The organism is Streptomyces sp. NPDC126510, assembly GCF_040302345.1.
In the GTDB taxonomy this organism is placed as follows: domain Bacteria; phylum Actinomycetota; class Actinomycetes; order Streptomycetales; family Streptomycetaceae; genus Streptomyces.
This window is the reverse complement of record NZ_JBEORR010000028.1, coordinates 80,812-97,445: the sequence shown is the minus strand read 5'-3', so window position 1 is coordinate 97,445 and position 16,634 is coordinate 80,812. Positions and strand designations below refer to the sequence as shown.

Genomic DNA, 16,634 nt, shown 5'->3' with positions numbered 1-16,634 from the left:
CGAAACGCGCACACTAGGGGCCCTGGGAGGCGGAACTGACAGAGGGTGAGCCGCCGGGCCGCAGCCCCTCGAGCAGCGTGTCGACGACCTGCTCGGCGAGGTCGTCGGGGAGGTCGGCGTCGGTGTGCAGCACGGCGCGCAACAGCATCGGCCCGACGAACAGGTCGTTCAGCAGCTCCAGGTCGAGGTCCGTGCGCAGTTCGCCGTTCTTCTGTCCCCGGCCGAGGACCTCCAGGCCGAGCCGGCGGCGCGGGGCGACGACGGTGGCGTGGTAGGCGGCCCACAGTTTCGGGCTGCTCTTCATCTGGGCCTGGACGCTGTGCATGATCGCCGAGGAGCGGTTGGCCAGGCCGCGCCGGCGCACCTGCTCCAGCAGGACCACGAGGTCGTCGCGCATGGACGTGCCGGGGAGCGGCGGGTCCGGGAGCTCGGCGGCGCGCACGACGTCGACGAAGAGTTCCTCCTTGCCGCTCCAGCGGCGGTAGATGGTGGCCTTGCCGACGCCCGCGGTGCGGGCGATGCGCTCGATGGACAGCTCCGCGAGGGGCACACCCTCCTCCAGGAGCTTCATCACGCCCTCGATGATGGCGCGTTCGACGGCCTCGCTTCTGGGACGTCCCCTCGCGGGACCGTCGTGCGGAGGATGCCGTTCGGCGAGGCTCACGTCGCTGCTTCCTTTCCTGACCCGGCGGCCGTTCCGTGCGGGAGGTGAATTCTCCCCCGCGCCTACGACCTGGTGTGCGACAACTCCTGCTCGTCCTGGGTCCCCTGGGCCGCCGGCGGCTTGCCCGGCAGGAACAGCGCCACGACGACCGCGCCGAGCACGGCGACGCCCGCGCCCCACAGGGCGGTGATGTGCATCGCGTGCAGGAACGCGTCGTGGGCCGGGGTGACCAGGGACTCGCCCCGCGGGCCGAGCTTGTCCGCGATGCCGAGCGTGGCCTCGATGGACTCCCCCGCGGTGTGCCGCAGCGCCGGGGGGAGGGCGCCGAGCTTGTCCTCGATGCCCGTGCGGTACGCCGTGGACAGCACCGAGCCGAGGACGGCGATGCCGAGGGCGCCGCCGAGCTGCCGGAAGGTGTTGCTCAGCGCGGAGGCGGAGCCGGCCTTCTCGCGGGGCAGGGCCTGCATGATGACGACGCTGACCGGCGTCATGATGTGCGCCATGCCGGTGCCCATCAGGAAGAAGATCACTTCCAGGATCCAGATGGGAGTGCCGGCGTCCAGGGCGGCGAAGGCGGCCAGCGTGGCGGCGATGACGAGCAGGCCGGCCGTGGTCGTGGCCTTGTTGCCGATGCGGTCGACCACCAGCCGGGCGCGCGGCGCGAAGATCATCTGGGCGGCGGCCAGCGGCAGCATGAGCAGACCGGTCTGCAGGGGCGAGTAGCCGCGCACGCTCTGGGTGTAGAAGACGGCGAAGAAGGTCACGCCCATCAGGGCGAAGAAGACCAGCGCGATGGCGGCGATGGCGGCCGAGAAGACCTTGTTCCTGAAGTACGTGACGTCTATCGACGGATGGTCGCTGCGCTTCTCGAACACGACGAACGCGACGAGCACGGCGAGACCGGCGCCGATGGTGGACAGCACGGTGGCGTCGGTGAAGTCGGCGAGCTGGCCGCCCTTGATGATGCCGTAGACGAGCAGGACCAGGCCGACGACGGACAGCACCACGCCGACGGGATCGACCCGGCCCGGGTTCGGGTCGCGGGAGTCGGGCACCAGCCAGAGCATCAGCACGAGCGCGAGCAGCACGATCGGCACGTTGATGAGGAAGACCGAGCCCCACCAGAAGTGGTCGAGCAGCACGCCGCCGGTGATCGGGCCGATGGCGATGGCGAGTCCGACGCCGCCCGCCCAGATGCCGATGGCCTTCGGCTGCTCCTCGCGCTCGAAGACGTTCATGAGGACGGCGAGGGTGGCGGGCATGACGAACGCCGCGCCCAGGCCCATGACCGCACGGAAGGTGATCAGCTCGCCCGGCGAGCCGGAGAAGGCGGCGAACGCGGAGCCGAGGCCGAACACGGCGAGGCCGCCGAGGAGCACCTTCTTGCGGCCCAGCCGGTCGCCGAGCAGCCCGGCGGTGAACAGCAGGCCCGCGAAGACGAGGGTGTAGGCGTTGATCGCCCACTCCAGCTCGCTCTGCGTGGCGCCCAGGCCGGTCGGGGCCGGGGTGGAGATCGTCTTGATGGCGACGTTCAGGATCGAGTTGTCCAGCACGACGATCAGCAGGCTCAGCATCAGCACGCCGAGGATCGCCCAGCGGCGCCGGTGCACCGCTTCCGGTACGCGCGGGCCGGTGGGGGCGGCCGGATCGGCAGGTGTAGTCATGGAGGCGAGCCTAGAACCATTTCGATACGAGACCGTCTCGTATCGGAATCTTCTTACCAGGATCTTACGCGGCTTCCCCCGTCCGGGCTCCGGGGGCGGAACTCACAGGGGCTCCCCTAGCCCTCGATGGCACGAGGTGCCACCATGGACGTGGTCCGGGGACGCCGTCAGGGCGCCTCGAGATGACGTGTTAGGAGCCGTGCAATGACGCAGCTTCCGGCTGCCCAGACTGCTCAGAAGAAGCCCTCCGACGGCGGCAGGGCGCTGTACGGGGGCAAGGGCACCCGTCGTATCACCGTGCGCGACATCGCCGCCGCCAAGGAGCGCGGCGAGAAGTGGCCGATGCTCACCGCGTACGACGCGATGACCGCGTCCGTGTTCGACGAGGCCGGGGTCCCGGTGATGCTCGTCGGCGACTCGGCGGGCAACTGCCACCTCGGGTACGAGACGACCGTGCCCGTCACCCTCGACGAGATGACGATGCTGTCGGCGGCGGTCGTACGGGGCACCTCCCGTGCGCTGATCGTCGGCGACCTGCCCTTCGGCTCCTACCAGGAGGGTCCGGTGCAGGCGCTGCGCTCGGCGACCCGGCTGGTGAAGGAGGCGGGCGTGCAGGCCGTGAAGCTGGAGGGGGGCGAGCGGTCGCACGAGCAGATCCGGCTGCTCGTCGAGTCCGGCATCCCGGTCATGGCCCACATCGGCCTGACCCCGCAGTCGGTCAACGCGATGGGCTACCGCGTGCAGGGGCGGGGCGAGGAGGCGGCCCAGCAGCTGCTGCGGGACGCGAAGGCCGTGCAGGACGCGGGTGCGTTCGCCGTGGTGCTGGAGCTGGTTCCCGCGGAGCTTGCCGCCGAGGTGACGCGGGTGCTGCACATCCCGACCGTCGGCATCGGGGCGGGCCCCGAGACCGACGCGCAGGTGCTGGTGTGGACCGACATGCTGGGTCTGACCGGCGGGCGGGTCCCGAAGTTCGTGAAGCAGTACGCCAACCTGCGTGAGGTCATGGGCGACGCGGTGAAGGCGTTCGCCGACGAGGTCGTCGGTGGGACGTTCCCGCAGGAGGAGAACTCGGTTCACTAGAGAGCCACTGCCGCACCACGGACGGCCCGCCGATCGTCCCCCGTCGGCGGGCCGTCCCGCGTCCGTGGTGACCGTCCCCGGGGCTCCGCCCCGGACCCCGCCTGTGCCCACCCACCACCCGAAACGGTCGGACGGAGAAAGTCGGCCGACAGGGCATCGGCAAGCTGTCGGCGGCCTGTCGGTGATTTGTCGGTGAGCCCTGAGAACGTCTGTCTCATGACGCGAATCGACACACAGACCAGCGGCGCCGCTGTCACCGTGCGGGGGCTGGTGAAGCACTACGGGGAGACCAAGGCTCTGGACGGGGTCGACCTGGAGGTGCGGGAGGGCACCGTGATGGGGGTGCTCGGACCGAACGGGGCCGGCAAGACGACCCTCGTGCGGATCCTGTCCACCCTGCTGGCGCCCGACTCCGGACAGGCCACGGTCGCCGGGTACGACGTCGTACGGCAGCCACGGCAGCTACGGCGCGTGATAGGGCTCACGGGCCAGTACGCGTCCGTGGACGAGAAGCTCTCGGGCTGGGAGAACCTGTACATGATCGGGCGGCTGCTCGATCTGCCCCGCAAGGAGGCCCGGGCCCGTGCCGACGGGCTGCTGGAGCGCTTCTCGCTGACCGAGGCGGCCAAGCGGCCGGCGGCGACGTACTCCGGGGGCATGCGGCGCCGGCTGGACCTGGCCGCGTCGATGATCGGCCGGCCGGCCGTGCTCTTCCTCGACGAGCCGACCACCGGGCTCGACCCGCGCACCCGCAACGAGGTGTGGGACGAGGTCAAGCGCATGGTCGGCGACGGTGTCACCGTGCTGCTCACCACCCAGTACATGGAGGAGGCCGAACAGCTCGCCACCGAGCTGACGGTCGTCGACCGCGGCCAGGTCATCGCGGGGGGCGCGATCGAGGCGCTGAAGGCGAAGGTCGGCGGCCGGGCGCTGCGGATCCGCCCGGCCGATCCCACCCAGCTGCGGCCCCTCGCCCGCGCGCTGGACGAGCTGGGGATCACCGGACTGGCCACCACGACCGTCGACACCGACCGGGGTGACGTCCTCGTGCCGATCCTCAGCGACGAACAACTGACGGCCGTGGTCGGCGCGGTCACCGCGCGCGGCATCACGCTCTCCTCCATCACCACCGAACTGCCCAGCCTGGACGAGGTGTTCCTCTCCCTCACCGGCCACCGTGCCAGTGCCCCGCAGGACGCCATGCCCGCCGAAGACCTTCAGGAGGCCGCCGTATGAGCGCCGTCACCGTCAGCGACGCCGCCGCGGACGCCCGTATCCCGCTGCGCGGCCATCTGCGCCACACCGGGGCCCTGATCCGCCGCAACCTGCTGTGGATCCGCAAGGACCCGGAGTCGATGGCCGACGCACTGCTGATGCCGGTCATCTTCACCCTGCTGTTCGTGTTCGTGTTCGGCGGCTCGATCGGGCAGGCGCTGGGCGGCGGACAGGACCGGTACGTGCAGTACGTGATCCCCGGCATGATCGCGATGATGAGCATGACGCTGTCCCAGGGCGTCGGCACCGGCTTCAGCCAGGACTTCAACTCCGGTGTCATGGACCGCTTCCGGTCCCTGCCCATCGGGCGCGGCTCGGTCCTCTTCGCGAAGATCTCCGTGGAGCTGCTGCGGATGCTGTTCGCGACCGCCGTGCTGATGATCGTCTCCGTGGCGGTCGGGTTCGAGATCAGCAACTGGGCCGGGCTGTTCGCGGCCGTGGCCCTGTCCACCGCGTTCGCCTCGTCGATCATGTGGGTGTTCCTCACCCTGGGCGTGATGCTGAAGAACGCGCAGTCCGTCCAGGCGATGGGCTTCCTGGTGCTGTTCCCGCTGCAGTTCGGCTCGTCGATCTTCGCGCCGACGACGTCGATGCCGGGCTGGCTGCAGGCCTTCACCGACTACAACCCGCTGTCCACGCTCGCGGACGCCGCGCGCGGACTGATGGTGGGCGGGCCGGTCGCCCACGACCTGTGGGTGACACTCGGCTGGTCGGTGGCGATCACGGCCGTGATGGCGCCCGTCGCCATCCACAAGTTCCGCACCAAGAGCTGACCGGACGCGCCGGGTGCGCGTCACAGCAGGGCGGCGGCCTCCTCGGGGGAGAGGCCGCCGCCCTGCGCGTACGCGGTCTCGTACGCCGGGTCGCCGAGGACCGCACGCGCCCTTCGTTCCGCACGCTCGCGGACCTCGCGCTCCTGCCGCGGGGCGACGTGGCCGGGTGGCAGCAGGGCGTCTGCGGCGCCGAGGCAGCGGGCCGCGTCCGCGGCGTGGCGCCCGCCCTCGTAGGCGGCCAGGGCTCCGGCCCCGACGGTCAGGTACACGGCGCGCATATAGGGTGCGATGGCCGCCGACAGCGGGTCTGCGGCACGCTCCAGTGCCTGGCGGACCCGGTCAAGGCACTCGTCGTAGCGTTCCTCGGCGGCGTCCAGCCAGGCCTCCGCGCCGAGGATGAACGCGTCGAAGACGATGAAGTGGGCGATCCGGAAATCCCGGCGCAGCCGCGTGAGCTGCTCGCGTGCCTCCGCGGTGCGGCCCGTCATACCGAGCCAGCCCGCGAGGAACAGACGGGCGGCGGGCATGGCCTCGCTGTGCGTGTCCTCGCGCTGGGCGATCACCTCGCGCAGCAGCCGCTCACCGCGCTCGCCCTCGCCCGCCTCCAGCAGGGCGCTGCCCAGCCGGGCGCTGAGCACCGCCGCCTGGGCGCGGGCGCCGAGGTGTTCGGCGTGGGCGATGGCGGCCTCGTAGTCGGCGGCGGCCAGGGCGTAGTGGCCCTTGCGTTCGTGGGCCTCGGCGCGGGCGGAGAGGGCCTCGGCGGTGCCCCAGGCGTCACCGAGGCGCCGGTAGATCTCCAGCGACTCGTCGGCGTCGTGGGCGGCGTCGCCATCCCAGTCGGTGCGGTTGGCGGAGAAGTTGGCCCGCATCTGCAGGCCGGAGGCGAGCTCCCAGTCGAAGCCCGGGGTCTGCCGGCAGGTGCGGATGGACGCGTCGATGATGACGCGGAGCCGGTCCATGTCGCCGGTCAGCATCACGGCGAAGAACCAGAGCAGGCCGGGGAGTCGGCAGTTCTGCGGCAGACCGGGTTCATAGGTCCCGGCGATGGCGCGCAGCTTCCGCTGGGACTCCGGGTTCTGCCAGGCGTCCAGCTCGGTGTCCATGCAGGCGAGGTGGGCGAGGTGCATGCCGCGCCGGGCCTCCCACAGGACCTCGCCGGTCATCGGGGGCGGGGCGTCGGTGCAGCGCTCCCACACCGCGGTGGCGGGGCGTACGGGCTCGGTGAAGGGGTCGGGCCCGAGCGCCATGACCTCACGGCACCAGTTGCGGGCCTCGATGCGCAGGTCGCGCATCTGCCAGTACCAGACGAGGGACAGCGCCAGGCACAGCGCCTCCTGCTCGTCCCGCAGGACCACGGCGTGGCGCAGGGCGATGCGCAGGTTCTCGTACTCCCGCTCCAGCCGGTGGATGGCGGCGAGCTGGCCGGGGCCGCGCAGCAACGGGTCGGTGGTGCGGGCGAGTTCGCGGAAGTACGTCAGGTGGGCGCGCTCGGCGTCGGCGCGCTGCCCCGACTCGTCCAGTCGTTCGGCGGCGTACTCGGCGACGGTCTCCAGGAGCCGGTAGCGCATCTCCCCGTCGGCGAGGTCGCCGGGCGGTGCGGCCACGACGAGGGAGCGGTCGACGAGGGAGCCGAGCGCCTCCAGGGCGGCCGGTCCGCACACGGCCTCGGCGGCGGGCAGGTCGCAGCCGCCGGCGAACACCGACAGCCGCCGCAGGACGTCCCGTTCGTCCTCGTCGAGCAGGTCCCAGGACCAGTCGACGACGGCTCGGAGGGTCTGCTGGCGGGGCAGGACGGTGCGGCTGCCGGAGGTGAGGAGACGGAAGCGGTCGTCCAGCCGGTCGGCGATCTGGCGGGGGGTGAGCATCCGCAGGCGGGCGGCGGCGAGTTCGATGGCCAGGGGCAGGCCGTCGAGGCGCCGACAGATCTCGGCGCACGCCCCGGGGTCGTCCTCGATCCGGAAGCCGGGCCGGGCCGCCGCGCCTCGGTCGGCGAGCAGCCGCAGCGCGACCGGCTCGGGCAGCGGCTCCACCGGGCGCAGCAACTCCCCCGGCACACCGAGCGGTTCACGGCTGGTGGCCAGGACGGTGAGGTCGGGGCAGCGGGCCAGCAGCTCCTCGGTGAGGCGGGCGGCGGCGTCGGCGACATGCTCGCAGTTGTCGAGGATCAGCAGCATGCGGGGCCTGGAGCAGTGCTCGGCGAGCCGCTCGACGGGGTCGTCGAGCCGGTCGCCGACGGCGGCGCGGATGCCCTCGGCGCTCGCGCCGTACAGCACGGTCTCGCGGGCGCCGAGGGCGGTGAGCACGGCCTCGGGGACGGCGTCGGGGTCGTCGACCGGGGCGAGTTCGGCCAGCCACACGCCGCCGGGCAAGGCCTCGCGTACGGTCTCGGCGGCCTCCTGGGACAGGCGGGTCTTCCCGGCGCCACCCGGTCCGAGCAGGGTGACCAGCCGGGCCGCCGCGAGATCCCCGCGGATGGTCTCGATGTCGACTTCCCGGCCGATGAAGGAGGTGAGACGGGCCCGGAGATTCCCGGCGGGCCTGCCCGGCCCCTCGGCTGCGGGCGGAGCGGCGGGGCCGTCACCGAGACGGAGCAACTCCGCGTGCAGGGAACGCAGTTCCGGTCCCGGGTCGGCGCCGAGACGGTCGGCGAGGAGGCGCCGTACGTCCTCGTAGGCGTCCAGCGCCTCCGCCGCACGGCCGGCGTCCCGCAGGGCGCGCAGCCGCAGGGCCTGGAGGGGCTCGTCCAGGGGACGGCCGTCGCACAGGGCGGTCAGCTCCGGCAGCGACTGCTCGGCCTGGCCGAGGGCGAGGGCGGCGGTGTGGCGGGCGCGCAGCGCGTCCAGGCGGCGGGTGTCCCGGCGGGCCGCCTCGGCGGTGCGGTCGGGCAGGTCGGCGAGGGCCGGGCCGCGCCACAGGGCGAGGGCGTCGTCGAGGACCACGGCCGCCTTGGCGGGGTCGCCGTCGGACAGCGCCCGCAGTCCCTCGCCGGCCAGCCGCTCGAACCGGTGCAGGTCGACGTCGTCGGGCGCGGCGTTGAGCCGGTATCCGCCCTCGACGGAGGCGATCGCGCCCGCGCCGAGCGTCCTGCGCAGCCGTCCGACCAGCGCCTGCAGCGCCCCCGGCGCGTCGGCGGGCGGCTGCCCGCCCCACACCTCGTCGACGAGCAGCCCGGCGGGCACGGTCCGGCCGGCCCGCAGTGCGAGCACGGTCAGCAGCGCGCGCAACCGCGCCCCGCCGACCGGAAGGGCCGTACCGTCGTCGCGGAGCGCCTGCGTGGTGCCGAGGATGCGGATATGCACGGGCTCATTGTCTCCGGTGGTACGGGGGCGGGTCACGGCGATCGACGGCACGGCGGGGCGTTCGGCGGCCGGGGCGGGGCGTTCGAGGGCCGGGGCGGGGGCGTCACGCCCGGCGGCACCGGGCACCACCGGCCGGGGCAGCGGGCCCGGCCGGGGAGCCTCAGGCCCCACCGGATGCCCGCAAGCCGGTACGGAAGCGCCACGCCCGGCAGTACCGGGCACCACCACCGGCCGGGGCGACGGGCCCGGCCGCGGAGCCTCAGGCCCCACAGGACGCATGCGAGCGGGTACGGAAGCGCCACTCCCGGCAGCACCAGGCACCACCACCGGCCAGGGCGACAGATCCGCCCGGGGAGCCTCAGGCCTCATGGCGCGCGGTGCCCGGGCGGCTTCGTCTCCCCGGCCTGCTCAGGCTCTCCAGCAGAGCCGTCAGGTCGGGCGCCGGGATGTCGCGGGTCTCCGCACCCGGTTCCGCGTGCCGGGGAATGCCCCGGGCCTCTCGGACAGCGTGGGAGAGACGGGAATCCGTGCCCGGCACCTCCAGGGTCACCACCAGCCCCGATTCGCGCGAGCGGCGTCCCCGCCCGTCGGCGGCCCGCTCCGCCTCGGTCTCCTTGAACCACTTCGGGCACCGGTCCACCCGCCGCAGCCCGCGCTTGCCCGCCACCGGCTCGTAGGAGCGCGATCCGGGCGCGGTCTCGGCCCAGGTCTGGGTCAGCACCTGCACGGCCCGCACCAGCCCTCCGGCCTCGGGCCACTTCGCGCCGTGCCGCTCGACGGACAGCAGCCCGGCCGCCCGGGTCCGGCTTCCCGGTTCCGGGCGCAGGTCCTCGTCGGCGTCGGGATCCGCCCCCAGGGCCACCGGCAGGCCCGGCTCCTCCCGCACCATCCGCACCCCGCTCACGTGCTCCACGCGCCCGGCCACCTCGGTGAGCTGATCGTGCCAGCCGCCGCCCAGCACGGTGTCCGGGTCCACCAGCAGCAGCGGCCAGCTCACCTCGTCGCCCACCGAGAAGGGCGTGCCGCAGCACTCCATCTGCCAGTCCTCGTAGTACACGTGCCACAGCCCCATTCCCCCACCCTCCCCGGAACCGACCGCCCCGCGCGAGACGTTTTTCATCTGCGCCCGGTACCGTCGGGCCGTCCCATCCCGTATCGATGAGTGCAGGGAGCCCCATGACCACCGCCACCACCCGCCACAGCGAGCGGCGGATCAGTCCCGTGTTCGTCGGGATCCTCGCCGTGACGGCGGTCACGGGATGGGCGACCTGGACCGGGTTCGCCGAGCAGCCCGGCGTCGCCGTGTTCCTGTTCGTGACGGCGGCGTGGATCGTCTCCCTGTGCCTGCACGAGTACGCGCACGCGCGCACCGCCCTGCACAGCGGCGACATCTCGGTCGGCTCGAAGGGCTATCTGACCCTGAATCCGCTGAAGTACACGCACGCGCTGCTCAGCATCGTGCTGCCGGTGATCTTCGTGATCATGGGCGGGATCGGGTTGCCCGGCGGTGCCGTGTTCATCGAGCGGGGACGGATCCAGGGGCGCTGGAAGCACAGCCTCATCTCGGCGGCGGGCCCGCTGACGAACGTGCTGTTCGCGGTCGTCTGCACCGCCCCGTTCTGGCTGGACGCGCTGGACGGCGTGCCGAACGACTTCCGGTTCGCGCTGGCCTTCCTCGCGCTGCTCCAGGTGACGGCCGCGCTGCTGAACTTCCTGCCGGTGCCAGGACTGGACGGCTACGGCGTGATCGAGCCCTGGCTGTCGTACAACATCCGCCGCCAGGTGGAGCCGTTCGCGCCGTTCGGCCTGCTGTTCGTGTTCGCGCTGCTGTGGCTGCCCGCGGTGAACGGCGTCTTCTTCGACGTGATCGACACGATCCTGAAGTCCCTCGGCATCAGTGACTTCGAGACGTACTGCGGCCAGGAGCTGTACCGCTTCTGGCAGGGATCCAACGAATTCTGCCAGGCGGCCCCGTGACGAAGGCGGTCAGTGCGTGACCGACTTCTGCGCCCTGGCGCGCTTCAGGTAGTACCAGGCCATGTTCGACGACAGCCCGGCGAGCAGCACCCAGACGATTCCCAGCCAGCTGCCCTCCACGAAGGAGACGACGGCCGCGGTCACGGAGAGGACGCAGACGATCAGGGCATAGAGGGCGAGGCGGGGCATGGGGTCGACTCCTGTCGGGGGACACTGCGGCACTGCTGATGCCGTCCAGTGTCCCCCATGCTCATCACCGGCTCACACGTCGGTGACGCGGAGCCCCGCGTGCGCCTTGTAGCGGCGGTTGACGGAGATCAGGTTGGCCACCAGCGACTCCACCTGGTGGGCGTTGCGCAGCCGCCCGGCGAAGACACCGCGCATCCCGGCGATGCGGCCGGCGAGGGCCTGGACGATCTCCACGTCCGCCCGCACCTCGCCGAGCACCATCACATCGGTGTCGATCTCGTCGATCTCCGGGTCCTGGAGCAGCACGGCCGACAGGTGGTGGAAGGCGGCCGTGACCCGGGAGTCCGGCAGCAGGGCGGCGGCCTGCTCGGCGGCGCTGCCCTCCTCCGGCTTGAGGGCGTAGGCGCCCTTCTTGTCGAAGCCGAGCGGGTTGACGCAGTCGACGACGAGCTTGCCCGCCAGTTCCTCACGCAGGGACTCGAGGGTCTTGCCGTGGCCGTCCCACGGCACGGCGACGATCACGATGTCGCTGCGGCGCGCGGTCTCGGCGTTGTCGGCGCCCTCCACGCCGTGGCCGAGTTCGTCGGCGGCGGCCCGGGCACGGTCGGCCGCCCGTGAGCCGATGATCACCTTCTGGCCGGCCTTGGCGAGCCGGTAGGCCAGGCCCTTGCCCTGCGGTCCGGTCCCGCCGAGCACCCCCACCACGAGTCCGGAGACGTCGGGCAGGTCCCAGGGGTCCTTGGCGGGCGCCTTCTGGGCGTTGTCGGTGGCAGCACTGTCGGTAGAGGTCATGGCCCCGACTCTACGACCGCGCCGTCGTGCCGGGCGGCTCAGGTCGACTCGGTCATCGGCGACCTGGTCCGGTCGTTCGACGGTGGTACAGGTGACCGGTCGGCCTACCCAGCCCGGGCGAATGCGGAACGAACTCGACATCCCGGGTGACCGCTCGGGGCAGGATGCGGCTCCATGGATGCGGTACGGGTCGCGTTGCTGCGGGAAGTGCTCGCCGGGACGGAGTGGCTCGGGGCCACGCGGCGGTTCGCCGGGGCGCTGCGCGGCTCGGTGGTGTCGCACGGGGGCGGGCTGCTGCTCGTCGGAACGCGGGAGTACGAGCCGTGGCATCTGGCCGCGCACCTGGTGGACGAGGCCGCTTGGTCGGGCACGCCGGAGCTGACCCCGACACTGGTGCGGCACGACGCACGCCCCTGCGATCCGACGCATCTGGCGGTCGGTCTGGGCCGGCTGGAGGCGGCCCGGCGGGGCGAGACGCTGCTGGTGGTCGCCCCCGAGGGGCCCGCCGCACCGCTCCTGGAACGGGTGTCCGACGCCCGTCGCGCCGGGGCGACGATCCTGGCCCTGGGCCCCGGCCCGGGCGAGCTCCCGTCCCTGGCGCACGAGACCCTGGCCGTCCCCGACGGCTCGGAGCTGGACCTCGACACGGTGCAGCACCTGGTCAGCGCGGCGGCCGGGGAGAACGCCCTGCCCACCCCGCGGGGGCGGCGCCGGCTGCGGGACCGGGTGGCGCGACTGGCGGAGCACCTGACGGCACCGCCACCGGCCCGCTGGTGACCTCGAGGCGCCCGGCCGCCGGCCTCGCGGGTGCCCCTGACATCACGAACGCCCGGGGCCGCGGCCCCGGGCGTTCGATCGGATCAACTCTCGTCGTCCCGGCTGCCCGCCGGTGCGTCGTGCCACTTGGGGTCGTTCTCCCACTGGAGGTTGCGCTCGCGGGCGGTCGCCATCGCGTGTTCGGCCTCCGTGCGGGAGACGTACGGCCCGAACCGGTCCTTGTTGGGGCACTCCGGCCCCTCCTCGACCTTCTTGTGCTCCAGGCAGTAGTACCACTCACCCGGCTTGCCGACCGTGCGCTTCTTGAACAGGGCCATGACCAGCTCCTCTCGCCATCGTCATGTTCCCCCATGGCCGCTGGTTAGACTCGCTGGCATGTCTGGCCAGTCGCTGCTCGTCCCGGGGGAGCTGTCCCCCATCCGTTCCGTGCCCGGAAACATCCGTCGCCCCGAGTACGTCGGCAAACCCGCGCCGACGCCGTACACCGGACCGGAGGTGCAGACGCCCGAGACGATCGAGGCGATGCGCGTGGCCGGCCGGATCGCGGCCCGGGCGATGGCGGAGGCCGCGAAACTGATCGCCCCCGGGGTGACCACGGACGAGTTGGACAAGGCGGCGCACGAGTACATGTGCGACCACGGCGCCTACCCCTCGACGCTGGGCTACCGCGGCTTCCCCAAGTCGCTGTGCACGAGCGTCAACGAGGTCATCTGCCACGGCATCCCGGACTCGACGGTTTTGCGCGACGGCGACATCGTCAACCTCGATGTGACGGCGTACATCGGCGGTGTGCACGGCGACAACAACGCCACCTACCTGGTGGGCGACGTCGACGAGGAGTCGCGGCTCCTGGTCGAGCGGACCCGGGAGTCCCTGGAGCGGGCGATCAAGGCGGTCAAGCCGGGCCGGCAGATCAACATCATCGGCCGGGTCATCGAGTCGTACGCCAAGCGCTTCGGCTACGGGGTGGTCCGGGACTTCACCGGGCACGGCATCAACTCGTCGTTCCACTCGGGCCTGATCATCCCGCACTACGACAGCCCGCACGCGACGACCGTCATCCAGCCCGGCATGACGTTCACGATCGAGCCGATGCTGACGCTCGGCACGCACGAGTACGACATGTGGGACGACGGCTGGACGGTCGTGACGAAGGACCGGAAGCGAACGGCCCAGTTCGAGCACACGCTGGTGGTGACGGACTCGGGCGCGGAGATCCTCACGCTGCCGTAGCCCCGGACCCGCACACTCCCGCACGGCCCGCTCTCCCGCAGAGGGCGGGCCGTTTTGCACGGGCGTACGGGCGGGGGTTTTTGCCGACACCCCGTCGGGAAAAGTGTGCGCATGGAATCCTTCTCGACGCTCCTTCGGACGGCTTCCCGCCAGCAGCACGAGGAGGTCAGGGGCTCGACCTTCATCGGTGACCTGCTAGGGCGGAAGCTGGGGGTCGACGCGTTCGCGCGCTACACCGAGCAACTGTGGTTCGTGTACGGGGCGCTGGAGTCCGGCGCCCGGCGCCTGTCCGCGGACCCGGTGGCCGGCCCGTTCGTCCGTCCGGAGCTGTTCCGCATGGCGGCACTGGAACGGGATCTGGAGCATCTGCGCGGCCCCGGCTGGCGGACGACGGTCAGCGCGCTGCCGGCCACCCTGGAGTACGCGGAGCGGATCAGCGCCTGCGCCCGCACCTGGCCGGCCGGTTACGTCGCCCACCACTACACCCGCTACATGGGCGACCTCTCCGGCGGGCAGATCATCCGCGACACGGCCGAGAAGACGTGGGGTTTCCCGAAGAGGGGCGACGGAGTGCGCTTCTACGTCTTCGAGGAGATCCCCAACCCGGCCGCTTTCAAGCGGACTTACTGCGGGCTGCTGGACGCGCTGCCCGGTGACGAGCTGGAGCGGCAGCGGGTCGTGGCCGAGTGCAAGCGGGCGTACCGGCTGAACGAAGGGATGTTCGAGGCGCTGGGTGCGGAGTTCCCGCTCACGGCGTGAACGGGCGGGGCTCCTCACGCACGGCAAGAGGCCCCGCCTCCCCCTGCGGACGCGCTCCGTCCGGCTCAGCGTTCGAGGTGGACCCGCCCGCCGACCTCGGTCCATCCGCCCGGCTGGGGCGCGGTGAGGATCTGGGAGCCCGCGCCCTGGGTGATGTTGAGGGCCCGGCCCAGCCGGTCGGTGAGCAGCAGGGCCGCGGCCCCGGTGGCCTCGTCCTCGTCGATGCCGTCGTCCCGGCCGGGGAAGGCCCGGGCCCTGATCCGCCCGGCCGGCTCGTCTTCCCACGCCCAGGCGTACACCCACTCCCCCGGCGGCGGCACGGCCAGGTCGTCGACCTCGGCGGCGCTGCCGTACTGCCGCAGCGTCCGCGGCGGCGCCCATTCCGCCCGGGCCTCGATCCAGCAGAACTCCCCGTCCTGCCGGGCCCCGACCACCCCGGCGGGCGTCACCAGTTCGGGCACGTCGAGCAGCCATGCCGTCCCGACACAGGGGTGCCCGGCGAAGGGCAGCCGCAAGGTGGGTGTGTAGATGTCGATCACCCCGCGCTCGGGGTCGTCGACGAACACGGTCTCGCTGAACCCGACCTTCGCCGCGAACGCCTGCCGCTCGTCCCGCTCCGGCATCACGGAACCCTCGCGCACGACACCGAGCTCGTTGCCGTACCCACCGTTCGGCCCGCAGAAGACGCGGAGCACGTCGTAGTCAGTCACGAGGGAAATTCAAACATCGCCCGAGTGGGCGGGGCGCCCCGGGCAAGGGCGCACGCCGGTGACGTGGTGGTCAGGCGGAGCACAAAGGGTGTTTCCGCGTGGCCCGGTGCGCCAGGCCACGCTCCCGTGCGCCGGACATGTCAGGGCAGGTGCCGGGCCCCCAGGCATCGAAACGCCACCTTTGACCGTCCCTTGACTCAATCATGGGGGCGATTTTGAGCCACTTAGGTAATCCTTATGTGCCGCCCTTAGGTGAGCCTCACCTTCCTCTATCCTGGAGCCCACATGCGACCCGCCCGGCCCGCTTCCGTCGTCATCGCCGCAGCGGCGGCCCTGGCCGCCGTCACCGGCTGCACCGAGAAGAGCGACGCCAAGGACGGCGACCACGTGATCAACGTGACGGCGACCGACGACAAATGCCAGGTGTCGAAGAAGGAGTTCCCGGCCGGGCACGTCGAGCTGGCCGTCGAGAACAAGGGCTCTAAGGTCACCGAGGTCTACGTCCTCTTCCCCGACGACCGCGTGGTCACCGAGCGGGAGAACATAGGCCCCGGCACCAAGCAGCGGGTCACCGCCGAGGTGAAGGCCGGCGACTACCAGATCGCCTGCAAGCCCGGCATGAAGGGCGACGGCATCCGCCAGGCCGTCAAGGCCACCGGCGGCAAGGCCGTCCAGCGCGACCCGCGCCTGGACAAGGCCGTCGCCGCCTACCGCGCCTACGCGCAGGCGCAGGCCGACGAGACGCTGCCGAAGGCCGAGGCGTTCGCCAAGGCGGTCAAGGACGGCGACCTCGAAGCGGCGAAGAAGGCGTACGCCCCCTCCCGCATCGGCTGGGAGCGCACCGAGCCGGTCGCCGAGTCGTTCGGCGACATCGACCCCAAGGTCGACGTCCGCGAGGACGGCCTGGAGGACGGCCAGGACCCGGCCACCGACTGGACCGGCTGGCACCGCCTGGAGAAGGCCCTCTGGCAGGACAAGAAGATCGGCGACCGCGAGAAGGACCTCGCCGACCTGCTGATCAAGGACCTGAAGGACTGGCAGGCCCGGGTCGGCAAGGCCGAGATCACCCCCACCTCCATGGCCAACGGCGCCAAGGAACTCCTCGACGAGGTCGCCACCGGCAAGGTCACCGGCGAGGAGGAGCGCTACTCGCACACCGACCTGGTCGACTTCAAGGCCAACGTCGAGGGCGCGCAGAAGTCCTACGACCTGCTGAAGCCGGTCGCCAAGGAGAACGACGCGGCCCTCGTCACCGAACTCGACCAGCAGTTCGCGGCCCTGGACAAGCTGCTCGACCAGTACCGCCCCGACAGCACGTCGTACGACTTCACCTCCTACGACAAGGTCGGCAAGGCCGACCGCAAGGAGCTCTCGGACGCGGTCAACGCCCTGGCGGAGCCGTTGTCGAAGCTCGCCGCGGCCGTGGTCAAGTAGCGGAGGCC

At 71.9% G+C, this 16,634-nt stretch carries 16 protein-coding genes; 8 read left to right on the top strand and 8 right to left on the bottom strand.

Annotated features, from left to right (window positions below):
- Positions 1–13 precede the first annotated feature (13 nt).
- Both ABTX60_RS32330 and ABTX60_RS32325 read right to left on the bottom strand, forming a co-directional pair.
- Positions 14–664 (bottom strand): TetR/AcrR family transcriptional regulator, encoded by a 651-nt coding sequence (locus ABTX60_RS32330; protein ID WP_352100557.1) that lies wholly within the window; start codon positions 662–664, stop codon positions 14–16.
- Between the two features lie 62 nt (positions 665–726).
- Positions 727–2,328, bottom strand: coding sequence for an MFS transporter (locus tag ABTX60_RS32325; RefSeq protein ID WP_352100556.1), 1,602 nt, complete (start codon positions 2,326–2,328; stop codon positions 727–729).
- A 204-nt stretch (positions 2,329–2,532) separates the two neighbouring features.
- Here ABTX60_RS32325 and panB point away from each other — a divergent pair, with 204 nt between their 5' ends.
- From panB to ABTX60_RS32310, 3 genes are all read left to right on the top strand, one after another.
- A complete protein-coding gene (panB, locus tag ABTX60_RS32320) occupies positions 2,533–3,408 on the top strand; it encodes a 3-methyl-2-oxobutanoate hydroxymethyltransferase (protein WP_352100555.1) in 876 nt (291 codons plus the stop codon).
- A 216-nt stretch (positions 3,409–3,624) separates the two neighbouring features.
- Entirely contained in the window at positions 3,625–4,644 is a 1,020-nt protein-coding gene (locus ABTX60_RS32315) for an ATP-binding cassette domain-containing protein (RefSeq protein WP_352100554.1), read from the top strand.
- Positions 4,641–5,456 (top strand): ABC transporter permease, encoded by an 816-nt coding sequence (locus ABTX60_RS32310; protein WP_352100553.1) that lies wholly within the window; start codon positions 4,641–4,643, stop codon positions 5,454–5,456. Before ABTX60_RS32315 ends, ABTX60_RS32310 begins: the two co-directional genes overlap by 4 nt.
- A gap of 20 nt (positions 5,457–5,476) precedes the next feature.
- Here the strand turns inward: ABTX60_RS32310 and ABTX60_RS32305 are convergent, their stop codons facing one another.
- Together ABTX60_RS32305 and ABTX60_RS32300 are read right to left on the bottom strand one after the other, a co-directional pair.
- Positions 5,477–8,755, bottom strand: a complete 3,279-nt coding sequence (locus tag ABTX60_RS32305; RefSeq protein WP_352100552.1) for an ATP-binding protein — start codon at positions 8,753–8,755, stop codon at positions 5,477–5,479.
- A 358-nt stretch (positions 8,756–9,113) separates the two neighbouring features.
- Positions 9,114–9,827, bottom strand: coding sequence for a DUF6578 domain-containing protein (locus ABTX60_RS32300; protein ID WP_352100551.1), 714 nt, complete (start codon positions 9,825–9,827; stop codon positions 9,114–9,116).
- A gap of 104 nt (positions 9,828–9,931) precedes the next feature.
- Between ABTX60_RS32300 and ABTX60_RS32295 the strand changes: the two genes are divergently transcribed.
- Positions 9,932–10,732 carry a site-2 protease family protein gene (locus ABTX60_RS32295; RefSeq protein ID WP_352100550.1) on the top strand — a complete coding sequence of 267 codons (801 nt, stop codon included), beginning with the start codon at positions 9,932–9,934 and terminating at the stop codon, positions 10,730–10,732.
- A gap of 9 nt (positions 10,733–10,741) precedes the next feature.
- On the opposite strand, the gene ABTX60_RS32290 is transcribed toward ABTX60_RS32295, so the two are convergent.
- Together ABTX60_RS32290 and npdG are read right to left on the bottom strand one after the other, a co-directional pair.
- Positions 10,742–10,921, bottom strand: coding sequence for a hypothetical protein (locus tag ABTX60_RS32290; RefSeq protein ID WP_352100549.1), 180 nt, complete (start codon positions 10,919–10,921; stop codon positions 10,742–10,744).
- 72 nt (positions 10,922–10,993) lie between these two features.
- Positions 10,994–11,713 carry an NADPH-dependent F420 reductase gene (gene npdG / locus ABTX60_RS32285; protein ID WP_352100548.1) on the bottom strand — a complete coding sequence of 240 codons (720 nt, stop codon included), beginning with the start codon at positions 11,711–11,713 and terminating at the stop codon, positions 10,994–10,996.
- A 174-nt stretch (positions 11,714–11,887) separates the two neighbouring features.
- Here npdG and ABTX60_RS32280 point away from each other — a divergent pair, with 174 nt between their 5' ends.
- Positions 11,888–12,490 (top strand): hypothetical protein, encoded by a 603-nt coding sequence (locus ABTX60_RS32280; protein WP_352100547.1) that lies wholly within the window; start codon positions 11,888–11,890, stop codon positions 12,488–12,490.
- A gap of 83 nt (positions 12,491–12,573) precedes the next feature.
- On the opposite strand, the gene ABTX60_RS32275 is transcribed toward ABTX60_RS32280, so the two are convergent.
- Positions 12,574–12,807, bottom strand: coding sequence for a hypothetical protein (locus ABTX60_RS32275; protein WP_352100546.1), 234 nt, complete (start codon positions 12,805–12,807; stop codon positions 12,574–12,576).
- Between the two features lie 58 nt (positions 12,808–12,865).
- Between ABTX60_RS32275 and map the strand changes: the two genes are divergently transcribed.
- The gene (gene map / locus ABTX60_RS32270; RefSeq protein WP_352100545.1) at positions 12,866–13,723 is read left to right on the top strand and encodes a type I methionyl aminopeptidase; all 858 of its coding nucleotides are present in this window, start codon (positions 12,866–12,868) and stop codon (positions 13,721–13,723) included.
- A 111-nt stretch (positions 13,724–13,834) separates the two neighbouring features.
- The gene (locus ABTX60_RS32265; protein ID WP_352100544.1) at positions 13,835–14,482 is read left to right on the top strand and encodes a biliverdin-producing heme oxygenase; all 648 of its coding nucleotides are present in this window, start codon (positions 13,835–13,837) and stop codon (positions 14,480–14,482) included.
- 65 nt (positions 14,483–14,547) lie between these two features.
- Here ABTX60_RS32265 and ABTX60_RS32260 read toward each other — a convergent pair whose 3' ends face one another.
- Positions 14,548–15,192 (bottom strand): PhzF family phenazine biosynthesis protein, encoded by a 645-nt coding sequence (locus tag ABTX60_RS32260; RefSeq protein WP_352100543.1) that lies wholly within the window; start codon positions 15,190–15,192, stop codon positions 14,548–14,550.
- Between the two features lie 285 nt (positions 15,193–15,477).
- On the opposite strand from ABTX60_RS32260, the gene efeO reads away from it, so the two are divergent.
- A complete protein-coding gene (gene efeO / locus ABTX60_RS32255) occupies positions 15,478–16,626 on the top strand; it encodes an iron uptake system protein EfeO (RefSeq protein WP_352100542.1) in 1,149 nt (382 codons plus the stop codon).
- Positions 16,627–16,634 lie beyond the last annotated feature (8 nt).